Annotated in this window: 19 protein-coding genes and 1 tRNA gene; 12 read left to right on the forward strand and 8 right to left on the reverse strand. The window is 66.7% G+C overall.

Annotation, left to right across the window (positions count from 1 at the left end):
* Positions 1-83: 83 nt before the first annotated feature.
* Complete coding sequence (locus tag ACRYA2_RS06245) at positions 84-425, reverse strand: DUF7573 domain-containing protein (RefSeq protein ID WP_433625395.1); 342 nt, start codon at positions 423-425, stop codon at positions 84-86.
* Positions 426-497: 72 nt separating this feature from the next.
* On the opposite strand from ACRYA2_RS06245, the gene ACRYA2_RS06250 reads away from it, so the two are divergent.
* The gene (locus ACRYA2_RS06250; RefSeq protein WP_433625398.1) at positions 498-704 is read left to right on the forward strand and encodes a DUF8024 family protein; all 207 of its coding nucleotides are present in this window, start codon (positions 498-500) and stop codon (positions 702-704) included.
* Here the strand turns inward: ACRYA2_RS06250 and ACRYA2_RS06255 are convergent.
* The 3 genes from ACRYA2_RS06255 to ACRYA2_RS06265 all read right to left on the reverse strand — a co-directional run bounded on the left by ACRYA2_RS06255 (position 658) and on the right by ACRYA2_RS06265 (position 2,998).
* Entirely contained in the window at positions 658-1,641 is a 984-nt protein-coding gene (locus tag ACRYA2_RS06255) for a 5,10-methylenetetrahydromethanopterin reductase (protein WP_433625400.1), read from the reverse strand. The two genes, ACRYA2_RS06250 and ACRYA2_RS06255, sit on opposite strands and share 47 nt — an antisense overlap.
* Positions 1,628-2,389 carry a coenzyme F420-0:L-glutamate ligase gene (locus ACRYA2_RS06260; protein ID WP_433625403.1) on the reverse strand — a complete coding sequence of 254 codons (762 nt, stop codon included), beginning with the start codon at positions 2,387-2,389 and terminating at the stop codon, positions 1,628-1,630. The genes ACRYA2_RS06255 and ACRYA2_RS06260 overlap by 14 nt, the downstream gene beginning before the upstream one ends.
* A 111-nt stretch (positions 2,390-2,500) precedes the next feature.
* Positions 2,501-2,998 (reverse strand): metallophosphoesterase family protein, encoded by a 498-nt coding sequence (locus ACRYA2_RS06265; protein WP_433625406.1) that lies wholly within the window; start codon positions 2,996-2,998, stop codon positions 2,501-2,503.
* Positions 2,999-3,189: 191 nt separating this feature from the next.
* Here ACRYA2_RS06265 and ACRYA2_RS06270 point away from each other — a divergent pair, with 191 nt between their 5' ends.
* Positions 3,190-4,413: a putative manganese transporter gene (locus tag ACRYA2_RS06270; protein WP_433625409.1), complete on the forward strand. Its 1,224-nt coding sequence runs from the start codon at positions 3,190-3,192 to the stop codon at positions 4,411-4,413.
* Positions 4,414-4,515: 102 nt separating this feature from the next.
* Here ACRYA2_RS06270 and ACRYA2_RS06275 read toward each other — a convergent pair whose 3' ends face one another.
* Positions 4,516-4,650, reverse strand: a complete 135-nt coding sequence (locus tag ACRYA2_RS06275; protein WP_433625411.1) for a hypothetical protein — start codon at positions 4,648-4,650, stop codon at positions 4,516-4,518.
* 332 nt (positions 4,651-4,982) lie between these two features.
* Here ACRYA2_RS06275 and ACRYA2_RS06280 point away from each other — a divergent pair.
* Both ACRYA2_RS06280 and ACRYA2_RS06285 read left to right on the forward strand, forming a co-directional pair.
* Positions 4,983-5,056 (forward strand) — tRNA-Phe (locus tag ACRYA2_RS06280).
* 319 nt (positions 5,057-5,375) lie between these two features.
* Positions 5,376-6,089 (forward strand): hypothetical protein, encoded by a 714-nt coding sequence (locus ACRYA2_RS06285; RefSeq protein ID WP_433625414.1) that lies wholly within the window; start codon positions 5,376-5,378, stop codon positions 6,087-6,089.
* A 227-nt stretch (positions 6,090-6,316) separates the two neighbouring features.
* On the opposite strand, the gene ACRYA2_RS06290 is transcribed toward ACRYA2_RS06285, so the two are convergent.
* Positions 6,317-7,462: an MBL fold metallo-hydrolase gene (locus tag ACRYA2_RS06290; protein WP_433625417.1), complete on the reverse strand. Its 1,146-nt coding sequence runs from the start codon at positions 7,460-7,462 to the stop codon at positions 6,317-6,319.
* Positions 7,463-7,779: 317 nt separating this feature from the next.
* Here ACRYA2_RS06290 and ACRYA2_RS06295 point away from each other — a divergent pair, with 317 nt between their 5' ends.
* The 5 genes from ACRYA2_RS06295 (at position 7,780) to ACRYA2_RS06315 (ending at position 11,462) form a co-directional block, all read left to right on the forward strand.
* Positions 7,780-8,220: a luciferase domain-containing protein gene (locus tag ACRYA2_RS06295; protein ID WP_433625420.1), complete on the forward strand. Its 441-nt coding sequence runs from the start codon at positions 7,780-7,782 to the stop codon at positions 8,218-8,220.
* A 158-nt stretch (positions 8,221-8,378) separates the two neighbouring features.
* A complete protein-coding gene (locus ACRYA2_RS06300) occupies positions 8,379-9,905 on the forward strand; it encodes a lipase maturation factor family protein (RefSeq protein WP_433625423.1) in 1,527 nt (508 codons plus the stop codon).
* A 66-nt stretch (positions 9,906-9,971) separates the two neighbouring features.
* The gene (locus tag ACRYA2_RS06305; protein ID WP_433625426.1) at positions 9,972-10,646 is read left to right on the forward strand and encodes a hypothetical protein; all 675 of its coding nucleotides are present in this window, start codon (positions 9,972-9,974) and stop codon (positions 10,644-10,646) included.
* Positions 10,647-10,853: 207 nt separating this feature from the next.
* The gene (locus tag ACRYA2_RS06310; protein WP_113276881.1) at positions 10,854-11,048 is read left to right on the forward strand and encodes a cold-shock protein; all 195 of its coding nucleotides are present in this window, start codon (positions 10,854-10,856) and stop codon (positions 11,046-11,048) included.
* A gap of 174 nt (positions 11,049-11,222) precedes the next feature.
* On the forward strand, positions 11,223-11,462 hold the full coding sequence (locus ACRYA2_RS06315) for an aldehyde dehydrogenase family protein (protein ID WP_433625429.1): 240 nt from the start codon (positions 11,223-11,225) through the stop codon (positions 11,460-11,462).
* A 55-nt stretch (positions 11,463-11,517) separates the two neighbouring features.
* Here the strand turns inward: ACRYA2_RS06315 and ACRYA2_RS06320 are convergent, their stop codons facing one another.
* A complete protein-coding gene (locus ACRYA2_RS06320) occupies positions 11,518-12,912 on the reverse strand; it encodes a metallophosphoesterase (RefSeq protein ID WP_433625431.1) in 1,395 nt (464 codons plus the stop codon).
* A 111-nt stretch (positions 12,913-13,023) separates the two neighbouring features.
* Between ACRYA2_RS06320 and ACRYA2_RS06325 the strand changes: the two genes are divergently transcribed.
* Positions 13,024-13,434, forward strand: a complete 411-nt coding sequence (locus ACRYA2_RS06325) for an RDD family protein (RefSeq protein ID WP_433625434.1) — start codon at positions 13,024-13,026, stop codon at positions 13,432-13,434.
* A 144-nt stretch (positions 13,435-13,578) separates the two neighbouring features.
* Positions 13,579-13,971, forward strand: a complete 393-nt coding sequence (locus ACRYA2_RS06330; protein WP_433625437.1) for a 30S ribosomal protein S6e — start codon at positions 13,579-13,581, stop codon at positions 13,969-13,971.
* A gap of 37 nt (positions 13,972-14,008) precedes the next feature.
* On the opposite strand, the gene ACRYA2_RS06335 is transcribed toward ACRYA2_RS06330, so the two are convergent.
* Positions 14,009-14,464: a universal stress protein gene (locus ACRYA2_RS06335; RefSeq protein ID WP_433625439.1), complete on the reverse strand. Its 456-nt coding sequence runs from the start codon at positions 14,462-14,464 to the stop codon at positions 14,009-14,011.
* Positions 14,465-14,719: 255 nt separating this feature from the next.
* Here ACRYA2_RS06335 and ACRYA2_RS06340 point away from each other — a divergent pair, with 255 nt between their 5' ends.
* Positions 14,720-15,079 (forward strand): dihydroneopterin aldolase family protein, encoded by a 360-nt coding sequence (locus tag ACRYA2_RS06340; protein ID WP_433625441.1) that lies wholly within the window; start codon positions 14,720-14,722, stop codon positions 15,077-15,079.
* Positions 15,080-15,155 lie beyond the last annotated feature (76 nt).

Raw genomic sequence — 15,155 nt, forward strand, 5'->3', positions numbered from 1 at the left:
ATCGGGGTGGCTTCAACGTGGCGGATACCGCAACGCGTCGGCAAAATTCGCGGGACAATCGGGCGGCGTCGACGTCCTTCCGACTACCAGTCCTTGCAGTCGGAACAGACCACGTCGTCGCCGTCGCGCCAGCGTCGCCGGACAGTCTCCCCGCAGCGCGCACAGGCCGCCCCGTCGGGCGACCAGGCGAACGACGTCGTCGCGGGGTCGGCGTCGACGGACGCGGATCCGGCGTCGGCGGTCGCGCTCTCGGAATCGAGCAACGCTGACGCCTCCTCGTCCGCGGGGTGGTCGGTCTCTCCGTCGGTCGTCGACCCCGCGTCCGTCGACGCGTCTGCCGACTCGTCGTCCCTCGGCCCGTCGTCTTCCGTCTCGTCGTCCGCGTCCGAGGCGTCGAAATCGGAGAGCGACGCGTCTCGTGACACGCGCACTCCTACGCAGTCCCGGGTCGTAAGCGTGACGGAGCAAACAAGTACCCGGAACCCGGACGTCTGGGTATGGCAGGACTCGTGCAGAACGTCATCGATATGGTGAACCTGTTCGGCGACGTGGCGGCGACGAACCCCCTCTCCGCACTGTTGTTGCTCGTCGGCGCGATACTCGTCGGCTTCTCGATGCTCGTGTTCGGCTATCTCAGCGTCGGCGGCGTGTTCTCCGCTATCGTTCCCGATAGCCCCGGTCGAGCGCCTCGGCAGCGAGGCTGACCGCCGCCTCGCGGTCCGGCCCGAGCGGCGACCCGACGACGAAACTGTCGACGTGTTCGAGCACCGCGGCCATCCTGTCGGCCACCGTCTCGGGCGTCCCGGCGACGCAGAACGCCTCTATCATCGCGGGCGTCACGGCCTCGAACGCCGCCGAGAACTCGCCGGCCTCGATGTGCTCGCCGATGTCGGCGGCGCGCTCTCGGTCCAGGTCGTGGCGGTCGAGCACCGGGTCCGGCGCGCCGCCGGCGATGAAAGCGACCGGTGGCCGGGCGGCCTCGCGGGCGGCGTCGCCGTCCTCGGCAACGCTGACGCTGGCGAAGGCGGCGACGTCGAACGCGCCGCGCTCGTCGGGACGCTCGGCTATCCCCTCCTCGATGCGGTCGCCGGCCCACGCGAAGTCCCGGGGGTGGGCGGCGTTGACGAGCACGCCGTCCGCGTGTTTCGCGCTCATCCGGAGCATGTGCGGTCCCTGCGCGCCGACGTACACCGGAATCTCGCCCACGTCGTAGTTCAGGGCCGCCTCGTTCGCGTCGAAGGTGCCGTCGTGGGTGACGCGCTCGCCGGCCCAGAGTCGCTTCCCCACCTTCATCGTCTCCAGCACGCGCCGCAGCGGACGGTCGCGCTCGACGCCGAGGTTCCGGAGCGTCGAGCGGTCGCCCGCCCCGAGGCCGCAGACGGCGCGGCCGTCGCTGACCTCGTCGAGCGTGGCCACGCGCGAGGCGAGCGCGACCGGATGAGTCTCGTAGGGGTTTGCGACGCCCAGTCCCACCCGCACGGCGTCGGTCGCCGCCGCGACCCGCGAGAGGGCGAGAATCGGGTCGCGGTTGTTGTAGTGGCTGCTGGCGAAGACGGCGTCGAACCCCTCGCTCTCGGCGCGCGCGCCGAGGGCGGCGAGGTCGTCGACGGGAATCTCGGGCGTGAGTTCAATGCCCCTCAAACTCCCACCCCCTGAGTGCCTGCCGGACGAAGTCGCCGTCGACCGACCGGTAGAGTTCGTCGCTGCCCTCGTGGTTGCCGAACGTCCAGTCGCGAACGACCACCACTGGCAGGCCGTCGTCGCCCTCGCCCGTGACGAGGTTCGCCGCGGCCGCGAGTTCGTCGACGACGGACTCAACCGTCACTTCGAGTTCGTGGCCGTCGCGGTCCGCTTCGCCGCGCCAGTCACGGCTCGCCGGCATCCCCGCCCAGCCGATGGCGACGCCGCGCTGACCGTGGCGGAACGGTCGTCCGCTGGTGTCGGTGACGACGACCGGCACGTCGACCGAGAGGCGGTCGCGGATGCGCTCGGCGCTCTCGCTCGGGCGCTCCGGGAGCAACAGGATGTCCGCGTCGCCGGTGTTCGAGCGGTCGATGCCGGCGTTGACGCCGACGTGGCCGAACCGCGTGGCAGTCAGCAGGAACGGTGCTTCCATGATGAGTTCCGTACTCTCTTCTAGCACTGCCTGGGCGAACCGGGGGTCTTTCTCCTCGCCGGAGACGTCCGCGAGCCGACTCGCTATCTCCTCGGCCCGCGGACTCGGCGGGAACGATGAGAGGTCGGCCGTCCGGCCCTCCGCTTTCGAGACGACGGTGCTCGCGACGACCACGACGTCGCCGGGTTCGAGGTCGACCTGCGCCTCGACGAGCGCCGCGAGGTCGTCGCCGGGTTCGACCTCCGGCAGTCCCGGTACCGGGAAGACGTTCATACCCCCCGTTGGTACGCAGGGCTAAAAACCCGCCCGAAACGCGCAAAGGTGGCGAGTTTCGCCGTCCGGGGAGACCGCCCCGCGTTCCGACGGGCGACGGCTCCGACCGGTTCACCCCTCGTGGGTCTGCACCGTCACCGCGCCGTCTTCGACGGTCGCGGTCATCATGGTCGCGCGGTCGGCGGGGGCCGCCCCGGTCGCGCTCCCCGGGTTCAGCAGGCGAACGCCGTCGACCCGCTCGTTCAGCATCTCGTGAGTGTGACCGGACACGCCGACCGCCGCGTCGCCGGCCTCCCGTCGGACCGTCTCGGCGACGCGTTCGCGGTAACCGCGGGCCGGGCCGGTGCCGTGCGTGACGACGAAGGTGACGCCCGCGACGTCGAGGGTCGCTATCTCCGGCAGGTCGAGCGCGGCGGGGTCGGTGTTGCCCGCGACGGCCGTGAGGTCACCGTCGGCGAGTTCCCGCACCGAGGCGAGGGCGTCCGCCGAGTCGAAATCGCCCGCGTGGACCACGTGGTCGGCCCGCCGGACCCGGGTGCGGGCCCAGTCGGGAATCCGGCGAGCGCGCGAGGGGACGTGGGTGTCGCTGACGAGCGCGAGTCGGGTCATGGTCGTCGTTTCGGTGCGCCGGAAGATAAGCGTTCGAGGGACGTCGGTCGCGCGCGACCACAGCCGGACCGCGGTCCAACAGCACCAAAAGGCATAATGTCCCCGGCCACAAACTCGCTTTTGATGCGTCTAAATCTTGGATTCGATAGCGTGCAGGAACTCGCCCGGCGACCGGGGCGAGGGTGGTTCGGATGATCGGACTCGAAGAAGCGGGGGAGATTCTCTTCTTCTCCCTTCGGGACGGATTCGTTCAGGTCAGCGCCTTCGTCGCCGTCACGGTCCTCCTGTTCAGCTACGTCCAGTACCGGTCGGGCGGTCGGCTCATCGAGGCGCTGGAGAACAACCGGAAACTCCAGCCCATCGCAGGGGGCCTGCTGGGTCTGACCCCGGGCTGTGGCGGGGCCATCGTCGCGATGCCGCTCTACATCCGGGGATCGATCAGCTTCGGGACGGTCGTCGCCACGCTCGCGGCCACGGCCGGCGACTCGGCGTTCGTCATCCTCGCGCTCGCGCCGGAAGCCGCCCTCTACGCGTACTCGATGGCGTTCGTCGCCGGCGTCGCGTTCGGCTACATGATCGACTTCTGGGGGATGGGCGTCGGTCGCGTCGACCGGGCGGTCGAGAACATCAGCCGGCCCGTGACCGACGGAGGGTTCACGACGACCAGCGTCGCCGACGGCGGGCCCAGCGTCCCGGAGTACGAACGGGGACCGGCCCAGTGCGACTGCGATCCAGCGAGCGGCGACTCGGTTCTGCTCACGAGAGTCAGCCACCTGGCGCACGTCACGTGGTGGGCGATGGCGGTCGCAGGTCTGGTCGCGGGCGTCGAGTACCTGCGCCGGGGTGCGCCCGAGGTCGCGCTGGAGTTCGCGCCGACGTTCGACGGCCTGTTCACCGTCGCCGGACTGACCGGCACCGTCCTCTCCTTCTACCTCTACTTCGTCGGTCGCAGGTACATCGGGACGGGCGAGACGGGGCGGGTTCGAGAGTCGTTCGCGGACGCGTACGACACGTTCCAGCACGCGGCGATGGAGACGAGCATGGTCACCGTCTGGGTCATCGCCGCCTACCTCGCGTACGAGTACGGGATGGTCGTCTTCGCGCTCGACATCCACGCGCTCGCCGCCGCCGCCGGCGTGCTCGCTCCCCTGGCCGGCGCGGGGCTCGGGCTCGTTCCGGGCTGTGCGCCACAGATCGTCTTCGCCACCATCTACGCCAACGGCGACATCCCGTTCTCCGCGCTGGCGGCGAACGCCATCAGCCAGGACGGCGACGCGCTGTTCCCGCTCGTGGCTATCGACGCGAAGGCGGCCATCATCGCGTCCATCTACACGACGATTCCGGCCGTCGTCGTCGGCGTCGGGCTCTATCACTTCTGGCCGTACGCCAGGTTCGGGTTCGGCGTCCTCGGGTAGGACACCGACCCGACGACAGGGGGGCCTGACGGGGCCGACTCGCGTTCGGGGAGAATCGTGTCGGGGTGAGACCACCGCGACCGGCGCCGTTCGCAGCCGCGGTTACGCTTTCTCGGAGGCGTCCACCCAACTGTCCGACCAGATCCAGGCGTCGCCGTTCTCCGTGTCGAACAGTTCGACGCCGCCGTCGACCTCGCGCTCGAGGCATTCACCCAGCCGTTTATTTTTCTCTTGCATCGTGGCTGAATCGCTGCGCTACATTGTGATAAGTTTTCTCCAAATTGTAGTTTTTATCAACATGTACGCTAAATGTACAGTGTGTGACGGATGGCTGACCCGGCGCGACGGTCACTCCCGGACCTGAAGCGTCGCGCCGCAGTCCGGGCACCGCTCGTCGGCGACCGTCACCTGCGCGTCACACTCGGGACAGAACTCCAGGTAGCAAGCGCGCTCTCCCATGCCACGTACTGGCACGGCGAGGCGGAAAGGGTTTGCGACGGGGGTGCCGTTCCGGTTCCGGCGGCGCATTTCGAAATCCTTTTTTGTACCATCCGCCTCGTATCGAGTGCGCCGCCTTAGCTCAGACTGGGAGAGCACTCGACTGAAGATCGAGCTGTCCCCGGTTCAAATCCGGGAGGCGGCATATTCTGAGGCTACGAACGAAGTGAGTAGCCGAAGAAACAACGTCGAGCGGATTCTGAACCCTGGAAGACGAGCGGAGCGAGTCTTCCTCCGGTTCAAATCCAGAAGGCAGCATACTTCTGTGGCCGACAATGCGAAAAGGCGAAACGAGTGAGCCGTCGGTCACGAATTTGCACCCGAATGGATTTGAACTAGACCGGAAGGGCACAGCGGAGGAGCACTTCCTGGCGTAGTTCATAATCGGGAGGCGGCATTCCTTTTCACCTCTTAGATGTCGGAAATCGGAACAGATATGACAACAGGACGAAATCATCGAGCGAATGAACCTCGGTCGGTTTCGCCACTACACGGACTGGCACCGCCACGTCAACGGGAAGCGGTACGACGCACCGGCGGACCCGTGGAAGTTACTGCCGGTGTCGCCCGACGACGTGACCTACTACAACGACGAACTGAGGCTCAACTGGGGACTCGGTAGAGTGCAGGGCGGCGACTGGGACGGGGAGGAGAACTGTCGTCCGTTTCGCGAAACGACGCTGTACCGGGGGCTCGAACAACGTTTCGAGGACGGACGCGACTGGGAGGAGACGGCGCTGTATCGGTGGGCAGAAGAGCAGTTCGAGAGCGGTGAGACGGTCCGGGGATACGAGAGCATGGCGGAGTTCCGGACCGTCAGATGCGAGTACATCGACGAGTTGTTCCGCAGAATCGACCGAGAGGGGTATCGACCGAACGAGGAAGCGGCACACGAGAAGGCTACCGACGACAACCCCTTCGAAGACGCCTACGCCAACCATCTGGAGCCGCTCGTGGTCATCGGACGGGATGGCGAGGTGTACTGGACGGAAGGCAATCACAGGTTCGCCATCGCGTCGATTCTGGACGTTGACGCGATTCCGGTGTACGTCCTCTGCAGACACGAGAACTGGCAAGCGGTCCGCGACCGGCTGCACGACACGCCACGCGAAGAACTCCCGTCGGAACTCGAAGCGTATCTCGGGCATCCGGACGTTCAGGACGTCCGTCCGGAGTAGACGTTCGGAATCATCGAGAACGTCGGCGACGGTTCGAGCGGAACTCGTCTCGCGAATTCGACATGAGAGCGACACGAGTCGCGCAGTCTCGTGCGAATCCGGAAGGCAAAGCTCCGTTTCCGCGTGATTTCCAATCGAGTGGTGTCGGCTACTCGTTCGAAAACGGTCATCTCAGGCTCTAGACCGAAAGCGAAGGGACGATACGACTCCCGAATCGGGAAAGCTACTTACGCCGCACAGTTGTTCGCGCCGGTCTCGAGTTTGGTCGCCTCCTGCCGACTGTCGACGCTCTCCTCACCGGTGTTGATGGCGATGACGGTCTCGTAGTTGCTGGGTTTCTCCGGGACGTTCTCGACCATCCGCTTGACGAACTCGTCCCGGTCCAGACCGAGGAGGTCGAGGCGCCGCTCGACCTCGTCGAGCGGAGCGGAGACCGGCTGCCCCGGCGACCCGTTCTCGAACCGGCCGTCGTTCGTGACGGTGACGTGGCCCGGGAGGACGGTGAGCTCGTCCGGCAGTTCGGTGATCGTATCGTGGAGCGTCTCGTACTCCATCTCCGCTCCTCTCTCCGCCTCCGCTTCGCCGAACTCGAGTTCGGTGCGACCGACCGAGTCGACGAAGAGGGCGTCGCCCGTCAGAATCGCCTCGTCGTCGACGCGGTAGTTCATCATCTCGGAGGTGTGTCCCGGTGCGGCGAGCGCCGTGATCTCCACGTCGCCGAGGCGGACGACGTCGCCGTCCTCGACGGGCTCGAACTCGTACTCGACGTCCCGGTCCTCCGCGCGGGCGCTGAGGTGGTACGGCACGTCGAGTCGGTCGGCCAGCTTTCGTCCGCCGGAGATGTGGTCGGCGTGGACGTGCGTGTCGAGCACGTGCGTTATTTCGACGTCGTGCTCGGCGGCGGCGACGATGTACTGTTCGACGTGCCGCGTCGGGTCGACGACCACCGCCTCGCCGGCGTCCGGGGACCCGACGAGGTAGCCGAGACATCCCTTCCCTCGTCGCTGGAACTGCATGATTCCGACGTCGTCGCCGGTGTCGATGCGGGCCTGCTCGTACAGGGAGTTCCAGTCGCGCATCCCGCCTTTCACGACCGAGACGTCGTCGTATCCGTTCGCGTCGAGTTCCGCGGCGAGGGAGGTCGACGTCGCGCCCTTGCCGCAGATGGTGACTACGGAACCGTCGTCGGCGATTTCGTCGATCTCTGCTTCCTGCTCGTCGCTGAGCGTCTCCGCCGGCCCGAACGGTACGTTCTCCGCGCCGGGGACGTGCCAGGACTCGTAGCTGTCCTCCGGGCGCGTGTCCACGATCGCGTCCGCTCGACCTTCGTCTATCTCGTTCGCGAGTTCGCGGGCAGTGATGGTCTCGAACATCTTTCACCCGGACATCGTCCCTCCTCACGGAAGAGGTCTTGTGCTTCAAATGCAAGGCCATGACGGGGGCGTCGTGGCCGATGCTGGAAGACGCCGGGGTGAGGCCGCGTTCGACAGAGGCAGAGGAGCCCGACCGCTACCAGCCGAACGGGTGGTTCGCGCTCTTTCCACTATCGAGACGATACCGAGACAAGCGAAGCCAACGCCGGTCGACAGCCTCGGGTGTCCGACCTCTCAGCCCGTACGGTTCGACGGCCGTTTTACGGACCGCTCGACGCTAGCGCGCAGATTTTGCTGCTACCCGTCGTAGTAGTGGCATGAGTGCTACGCAACGAGAGGGCCAGCGGACGGTCGAGCGACTCGTCGACGAGGTGTCGAACTGGCCACACGTGACGGCCGGTCAGCACCGGTTCGGCGGGACGGAGTTCCGCGTCGGACCGCGCGAGATCGGCCACGTGCACGCCTGGTGGATGCTCGACATCGCGTACCTCCGGAAGCTCAGGGACGTGCTGGTCGAGGAAGGGCAGACCCGGACCCACCACCTGCTCGCGGAATCGGGCTGGACCACCTACCACGTCGGTTCGGTCGACGACTACGACCACGCCCGGTGGTTGCTTCGGCTGTCGTACCTCTACCACGTCGGCGTGCTCCAGGGGACCCCCGCCGGGGAGGCAGAGCTGGCCGACGTCGACGTCGAGTCCGAACTGGACGAGATGGCCGTCAGTGACGCCGTCCGCGCGGCGTTCGAGCGTCGCTGACCGCGACGGAGAATCCATACCGCGAGGAGAGCCTTCGTCGTCGACGTCTCGGGGTGGACTCGACCAGGTCGCCACGTCGGCCTCGGCTCGGCGTGCGACGGGAAGACGGGGTTCGCTCTCGCCATCGTTTTGGGAACCGAACGACACGTGCCGGGTAGATGGTGCTCGGACCGTGGGACCCGGGACCGTACTGGTTCGCCAGATTCGCGCTCCTGAAAGGCGTCGGCGTCGTCTACCTGCTCGCGTTCCTCGTCGCCGCACGACAGTTCCGACCCCTCGCGGGCGAGGACGGTCTCCTCCCGCTGGGTGACTACGTCGACCACTCCCGTTTCCGCGACAGCCCCAGCCTCTTTCACTTCCTCGACGACGACACCGCCGTCGCCGCCGCCGGGTGGACGGGCGTCGCGCTGTCGGTGCTCGCCGTCGTCGGCGTGCCGGCCGTCTTCGGCGTCGTCGGCCACGCCGTCGTCTGGACCGCGCTGTGGGTGCTCTACCTCTCGTTCGTCAACGCCGGCCAGCGGTTCTACGGCTTCGGCTGGGAATCGATGCTGCTCGAGTCGGGGTTTCTCGCCATCTTCCTCGGCCCGGTAACCGTCGCCGCTCCAGTCGCCGTGACGTGGCTCTTCCGCTGGGTCCTCTTTCGCAACATGTTCGGCGCGGGCCTCATCAAGCTCCGCGGCGACGACTGCTGGCGCGACCTGACCTGCCTCGACTACCACTACGAGACGCAGCCGATGCCCAACCCCGTCAGCTGGTTCGCCCACCACCTGTCGGACCGCGTCCACCGGGTCGGCGTCGCCGTCAACCACGTCGCCGAACTCGCGATTCCGTTCCTCTACTTCGCGCCACAGCCGTTCGCCGCCGTCGCGGGCGTGGCCACCGTCCTCTTTCAGGCCTGGCTGATGGTCACCGGGAACTTCGCGTGGTTGAACGCGCTCACCCTCGTCCTCGCGTTCAGCACGTTCTCCGACCCGCTGGTCGCCGGCGTCCTGCCGGTCGACGTTCCCACTGCCGCGGTCGCGTCGCTCCCCGTCTCCTTTCAGGTCGCGGGCTGGCTGGTGGTCGCGGTCGTCGTCGCACTGAGCTACTACCCCGTCAAGAACATGGTGTCGTCCGAACAGGCGATGAACGCCGTGTTCGACCCGCTGCACCTCGTCAACACCTACGGCGCGTTCGGCTCCATCACCCGGACGCGTTACGAGATAATCGTTGAGGGGACCGACGACGCGACGGTCGGCCCCGACACCGAGTGGAAGCCGTACGCATTCCCGGGGAAGCCGGACGACCCCGAGCGCCGACCGCCGCAGGTCGCGCCGTACCATCACCGCCTGGGCTGGCAGCTCTGGTTCGCCGCGATGTCGCCGTCGCCGCGCCGCCATCCGTGGTTCGTCAACCTGCTGGCGAAACTGCTCGACGGCGACGACGGGGTCGAGTCGCTGCTCCGCGAGGACCCCTTCCCGGACGACCCGCCCGAACACGTCCGGGCGGTGCGCTACCGGTACGAGTTCACCACGCCCGAGGAGCGTTCCGAGACGGGGTGCTGGTGGAACCGCGAACGGGTCGGCACGTACTTCGGTCCCGTCTCGCGCGACGACGACCGGTTCCGGCGGACCCTCCGACGGTTGGGCTGGGACGCCCCGGAGCGCGAGGAGTCGGACCGGCGCGAGACGAGCGCGGCGGAGTGACCCCGAGGGAGACTCCTCTCGGAATTCGGACGAGTTAACTTCCACGTCTCGGAACTCCGAGACGACATGAACGCTGGCGTGATAGGTCTCGTGCACGGCGACTTCCAGGTCGTCGACTCGTTTTCGGACGCGGTCGTCGAGAGCGACCGCGAACTGGACCGCACCCTTGACGTGGAGCGCGTGTTCTCGCTCCCCTCCGGCGACGTGGCGTTCGAGGGGCGCGCGGCGGTCGAACGCCCGGCGGCCCGCGAGACGACCGAACTCGACTACGGCGAGATACGGGTCGAGGAGACCGACGCGACGGAGACGCTGGTCACGGAGTTCGTCGGCGTCCCCGGCGAGTTCGTCGTCGTCGGGAGCGGCGCGGGTACGTTCGCGTTCGACCTCGTCGGTCTCGATACCGACACCACGGTCGAGCGCGCGTCGCTCGACCTCGATGGCTTCCTCGCCGCCCGCGACGACGCGAACGCGTGGAAGGCCGGATTCCACGGCGGAGACGGCCGCGCCGAGAGCGGCCTTCTCCACGGCGACGACCTCCTGGCGGACGACGACCTCTCGGCGTTCGTGCGCGAGGCGCGGCTGAACCAGCTCGGGCTGGAGTACACCTACGACGGCCGCGAGCTGAAGATGACCGCCGCCGAGAGTGGCTACGTCGAGGTGCACCGGCCGACGGACTTCGACTCCGCGGCGTTCCTCGAGTACCTGCGCGCGGAGGTCGTGCCGCACCTGGACGACTCGTGAGCCGACGCCGGAGTCCGATATCGGCGTCGGGCCGCCGTACTCGTCGTCCGTCTCTGTCGTCGGCCCGACGCCGTAGCTCCGGCATGGTTCGCTACCGTCGGGTGAGAGGACGAGGCGGGCGGGGAGGCTGCCGCCGCGAACGCGTAGCCTCACGCCAACACGTCTCACAGAAGCGTTATATGGACTCCGCACTTCCGTACAAAAGCAATGGCAACAGGTACTGTCGACTTCTTTAACGACACTGGCGGTTACGGTTTCATCTCGACTGAGGACGCGGACGACGACGTTTTCTTCCACATGGAAGACATCGGCGGCCCCGACCTCGAAGAGGGCACGGATCTCGAGTTCGACATCGAGCAGGCCCCCAAAGGCCCGCGCGCGAAGAACGTCACCCGAGTCTAATCCGAACTATCGCGTAGGCACAGTCCTTCTGCGACCCGACTTTGCGACTTTTTCGGCCGCTACGCAACCAGACGAGTCACCCGTCCGTAGTCCCCGGTTCGGGCGACGGTAGTCGATTCCGTTCGGCCGCTTCCCTGCTCTTCAACCACTCGTCTATCCATACCCTAGCCACGAATGTCGGACGCAGCCTTCACCACCGACGGAGAGTGGAACGCCCTGTACGTCGACGGCGAGTGGGTCGACGCCGGCATGGTTCACATCAACGACCAGCCCATCAACGACGAACCGCACGTCCCGTTCGGTGGCGTGAAGTCGTCGGGAATGGGCCGGTACAACGGCGACGCCATCCTCGACGAACTCACGCAGGAGAAGTGGATATCGGTCCAGCGCGAGAAGCGCCAGTACCCGTTCTGAAGTCGCCCCGGAGAAATCGCGCCGGCGGCGCGGTTCCGGCGGGGAGACTGTCTCCCTATCGTCTCGTCCGGTCGCCGTCGGAGCGGGAGTCGACTGACTGCCGGTCGGCTGACCGCCCTGCGTCCGCTTCTCGAACCGCGCTCTCGGCGCGGTCGTCGGGCGACCACTCTATCGTCGTCCGCTCGGGAATCTCCGGGTCGGGCGGCCGTCGCTCGGCGAGCAGTCGCTGGAGCAACGAGAGTTCCCGCCGCGCATCCTTCTCGACGGTCTCGTACTCGACGAGGACGTCGCCCCCTCGCTCGCTGATCCGGAAGTAGTTCAGCCGGAACGACGGGCGATATATCGGCGGCAGGATGCCGATTCGCGGCTGCACGCGGTGGAGTCGCTTCAGCCACGTGCCGGTGTTGACGACGACGCGCTCGCCGAGCCACTTGAGGGAGGCGTGGTGGGTGTGACCGTAGACGAACACCGCCACGTCGGAGTGCTCGGCGAACACGTCGCGGGCCGCGTCGAGGTAGGCGGCGTCGCGTTCCTCGGCGACGGGGTCGGTCGCGAGGAGGTCGAACCGTTCGAGGGTCCGTTTCACGTCGCGGACGAGGAAGTAGAGCGGAATCGAGATGACAGTCAGGAGGACGACGACGGCGGCGTTGACGGCGAAGACGAACTCCACGAGGTCGCCGGCCAGTCCAAGCCGGCGCAGGAACGCCGTCGTCGCGTCGGTGACGAGTTGCGTTCCGAGGACGCCGCTCCCCTCCAGCAACAGGATGGCGAGATAGAGGACGCTCACGTTGAACAGGAGGAGGAACGGGAGGGCAGCGTACCGCAGAACGAGACTCATCTCCCGGTAGTAGTAGTTCGAGAGTATCCACATCGGAATCTCTTCGAGCGGCGTCATCGACTGGATATCCTTCAGCCAGTTGTACTTCCCGTGCCCCGAGAGCTGTCCGGCCTTGCTCGTGATATGCCGGTTCACGAAGTAGCCCAGCGGGTTCGCCCGCGGATTGCCGAAGTCCGGCATGCGGTTGTTCGGGTCCCGCTGCATCCCGTGTTCTATCCAGACGGTCCGTCCGGCGACCTCCCGCTCCAGCGAGAGCGCCGCGTCGAGCGTGACGTTGTACGCCGCGAGGCGTTCGACGTACGCCGAGTAGCCCGCGAGTTCCGCGTCGTGATTGCCCGGAATGAGCGTGATTTCGATTCGCTCGCCGGTCGCGCGCAACTGCTCGAAGAGGGCCGGATGGTTCTCAACGAGCAGGTCGAACTTCGCCAGCCCCTCGACTTCGGTGAACTCCCACAGTCCGAACGCGTCACCGAGGATAATCAGTTCGGCGTCCTCGTCGCGTTCTTCGAGCAGTTCGAGAAACGCCACGAACTCCGACTCGAACTCGGCCTCCTGTAACTGCTCGTCGCCGCCGACGTGAAGGTCGCTGACGAAGTAGTAGACCTCGGCCATGCTCCCCGGCAGACGGACGCCGGCCCGCTGGAAAGCAATTTCGGCGCGACGCTTCGCCGCCGGCAACGAAGTGACAGAAAGCTTATTCCGTCGGTCGAGTACGGCGTTCGTATGGCGGAACCGGTGATGGGGACCGAAAACGACGTCGTCGGCAGTCGCGTCGTCGCCTTCGTCCTCGACCACGTCGTCTCGTTCGTCGGCGCGGTCGCGCTCGGCGTGGCGTTCGCGCTACCGTTCGGGGAGGCCGGCATCTGGCTCGGCGTTCCGCTCGGGTTGTTCGGCTACTTCGTCGTCCTCGAAGGGCTGTTCGGACAGACGGTCGGCAAGAAACTGACGGGAGTCGTCGTGGTCAGACGCTCCGGCGAGCCGTGCGGGATGGGAGCGTCGGTCGTCCGAAACCTGCTTCGCCTGGTCGACGGCTTCCTGAGCTACGCCGTCGGACTGGTCGTCATGCTCCTCACCGACGACCGTCAGCGCATCGGTGACCTGGCCGCCGACACCGTCGTCGTTCGGGCGAGGTGACTTCTCCCCGCCGCTCCGACGACCGGAGGCGGTTCCCTCGGTTCGCCCCGCTGGTCCGCGTCGTCCCGTCCAGACCGAACGCGCGGGGTCGTGCTCGAAGCCAAAATCGTATTCCTTTTACCGAGCGCCCGCCACTTCCCCCGTATGGCAAACTTCCAGGTCGTCGTCGCGGATCCCGACTCCGGGACGACCTACCAGCGCGACATCGACGGACAGGACGCGAACCGCTTCCTCGGGAAGGAGATCGGCCAGTCGGTCGACGGCAGTGCGGTCGGCCTCGACGGGTACGAGGTCGAGATTACGGGCGGTTCCGACAACGCCGGCCGACCGATGCGAGACGACGTGAACGGGCCCGCGCTGAAGGAGATCATGCTGGAGGGCGGCACCGGCTTCAACCCGCGGCGCGACGGCGAGCGCAAGCGCGTCACCGTCCGCGGCAAGGAGGTCAGCGAGGAGGTCGAACAGCTCAACGTGAAGATCTCCGCGCGCGGCGACGAGTCCGTCGAGGACCTGCTCAGCGAGAGCGACGAGGAGTAACGCGTTTTCGTCCGGCGCTGTTCTCTCGACGACCCCATCACACCGACAGCACCGGCTGGCTCGCGTACAGCAGGACGTACTCGGCGGTTTTCTCCAGCACTTCGCCGGGTTCGCCGGTCAGCGGCTCGCGCGGGATGACGATGAAGTCCGCGTCCAGTTCGTCCGCCGAGTCGAGGACGGCGCTGCCGGGATGCTGGGTCTTCCGCCGCGTGGAGAAGCCGTACGCGATGGAGTTGCTGAGCGCGACGTCGTAGTCCTCGGCGATGCCGCGGGCAGTGTCGATGAACGACTCGGTGTCGACGACCACGTCGTCTTCCTCGACCGCGCCGGTTTCGATGGCTCGCGTCACTTCCTCGCCGAGCACGTACAGCGCGTGCACGTCGGCCCCGTACTTGTCGGCGACCGCGACCCCGTACTCGATGGCGGTCACGGACTCGTCGCTCCCGTCCACCGGAACGAGCACCGTGTTCGCATCGACTGGCGACTCACTCATGTGGGTGGGTGTGCGCGGAGGCGGACAAAAAGCCTTCTCCCGCAGTCGTCTCGGAGGCGGTCGAAGCGTCGGACGTTCGGCGGCTTCGAAAAGGGTGAACCGCAATTGGTATGATCGCGGTCCGGGTGCAACCTGCCCCGTCGGGGGCATAATGATAACTATTACCATGATACTTAGTGGTTTGCGTTCCTGCAATCTCTCGGGGTAGCACCAGCTATCGCTCGAACTTTGGTCCAGGACCGCGAGCCCTCCAGTGTGACGTCCGACACGAACGACTCCGAACCGGAGACGAGCGAAACGGCCTGTTTCGAGGCGGGCGTGAAGTTCGGCGCGCTGTACCACCAGTTCGCCGGGACGCCGGTCAGCCCCGACAGCGCCGCCAGTCTCGCACGCGCGATGGAGGAGAGCATCGAGAACCAGCCGTTCTGTCAGTCGGTGACCGTGGAGGTGCTGACGGAGAAACTCGAGGAGGAGATAGACCACGGTTACACAGAGCTGACGGGGCGGTTCATGGAGGTCGAGGTCGTCGTTGAGCAGGACGGCGTCGAGGTCGTCGCCGGCATGGCGATGGAGGACGGCTATCCGCTGATGGAGGTCGAGTCGGTGCGGGAGTGACCGGTTCGAACCGGACCCCGAATTTTCGCCGGGTAGCGGCCCGCCCCCGGGTAGTTACACTTTCAGTTTCGGGCTT

The sequence above is a fragment of the Halomicrococcus pelagicus genome, assembly GCF_050954125.1.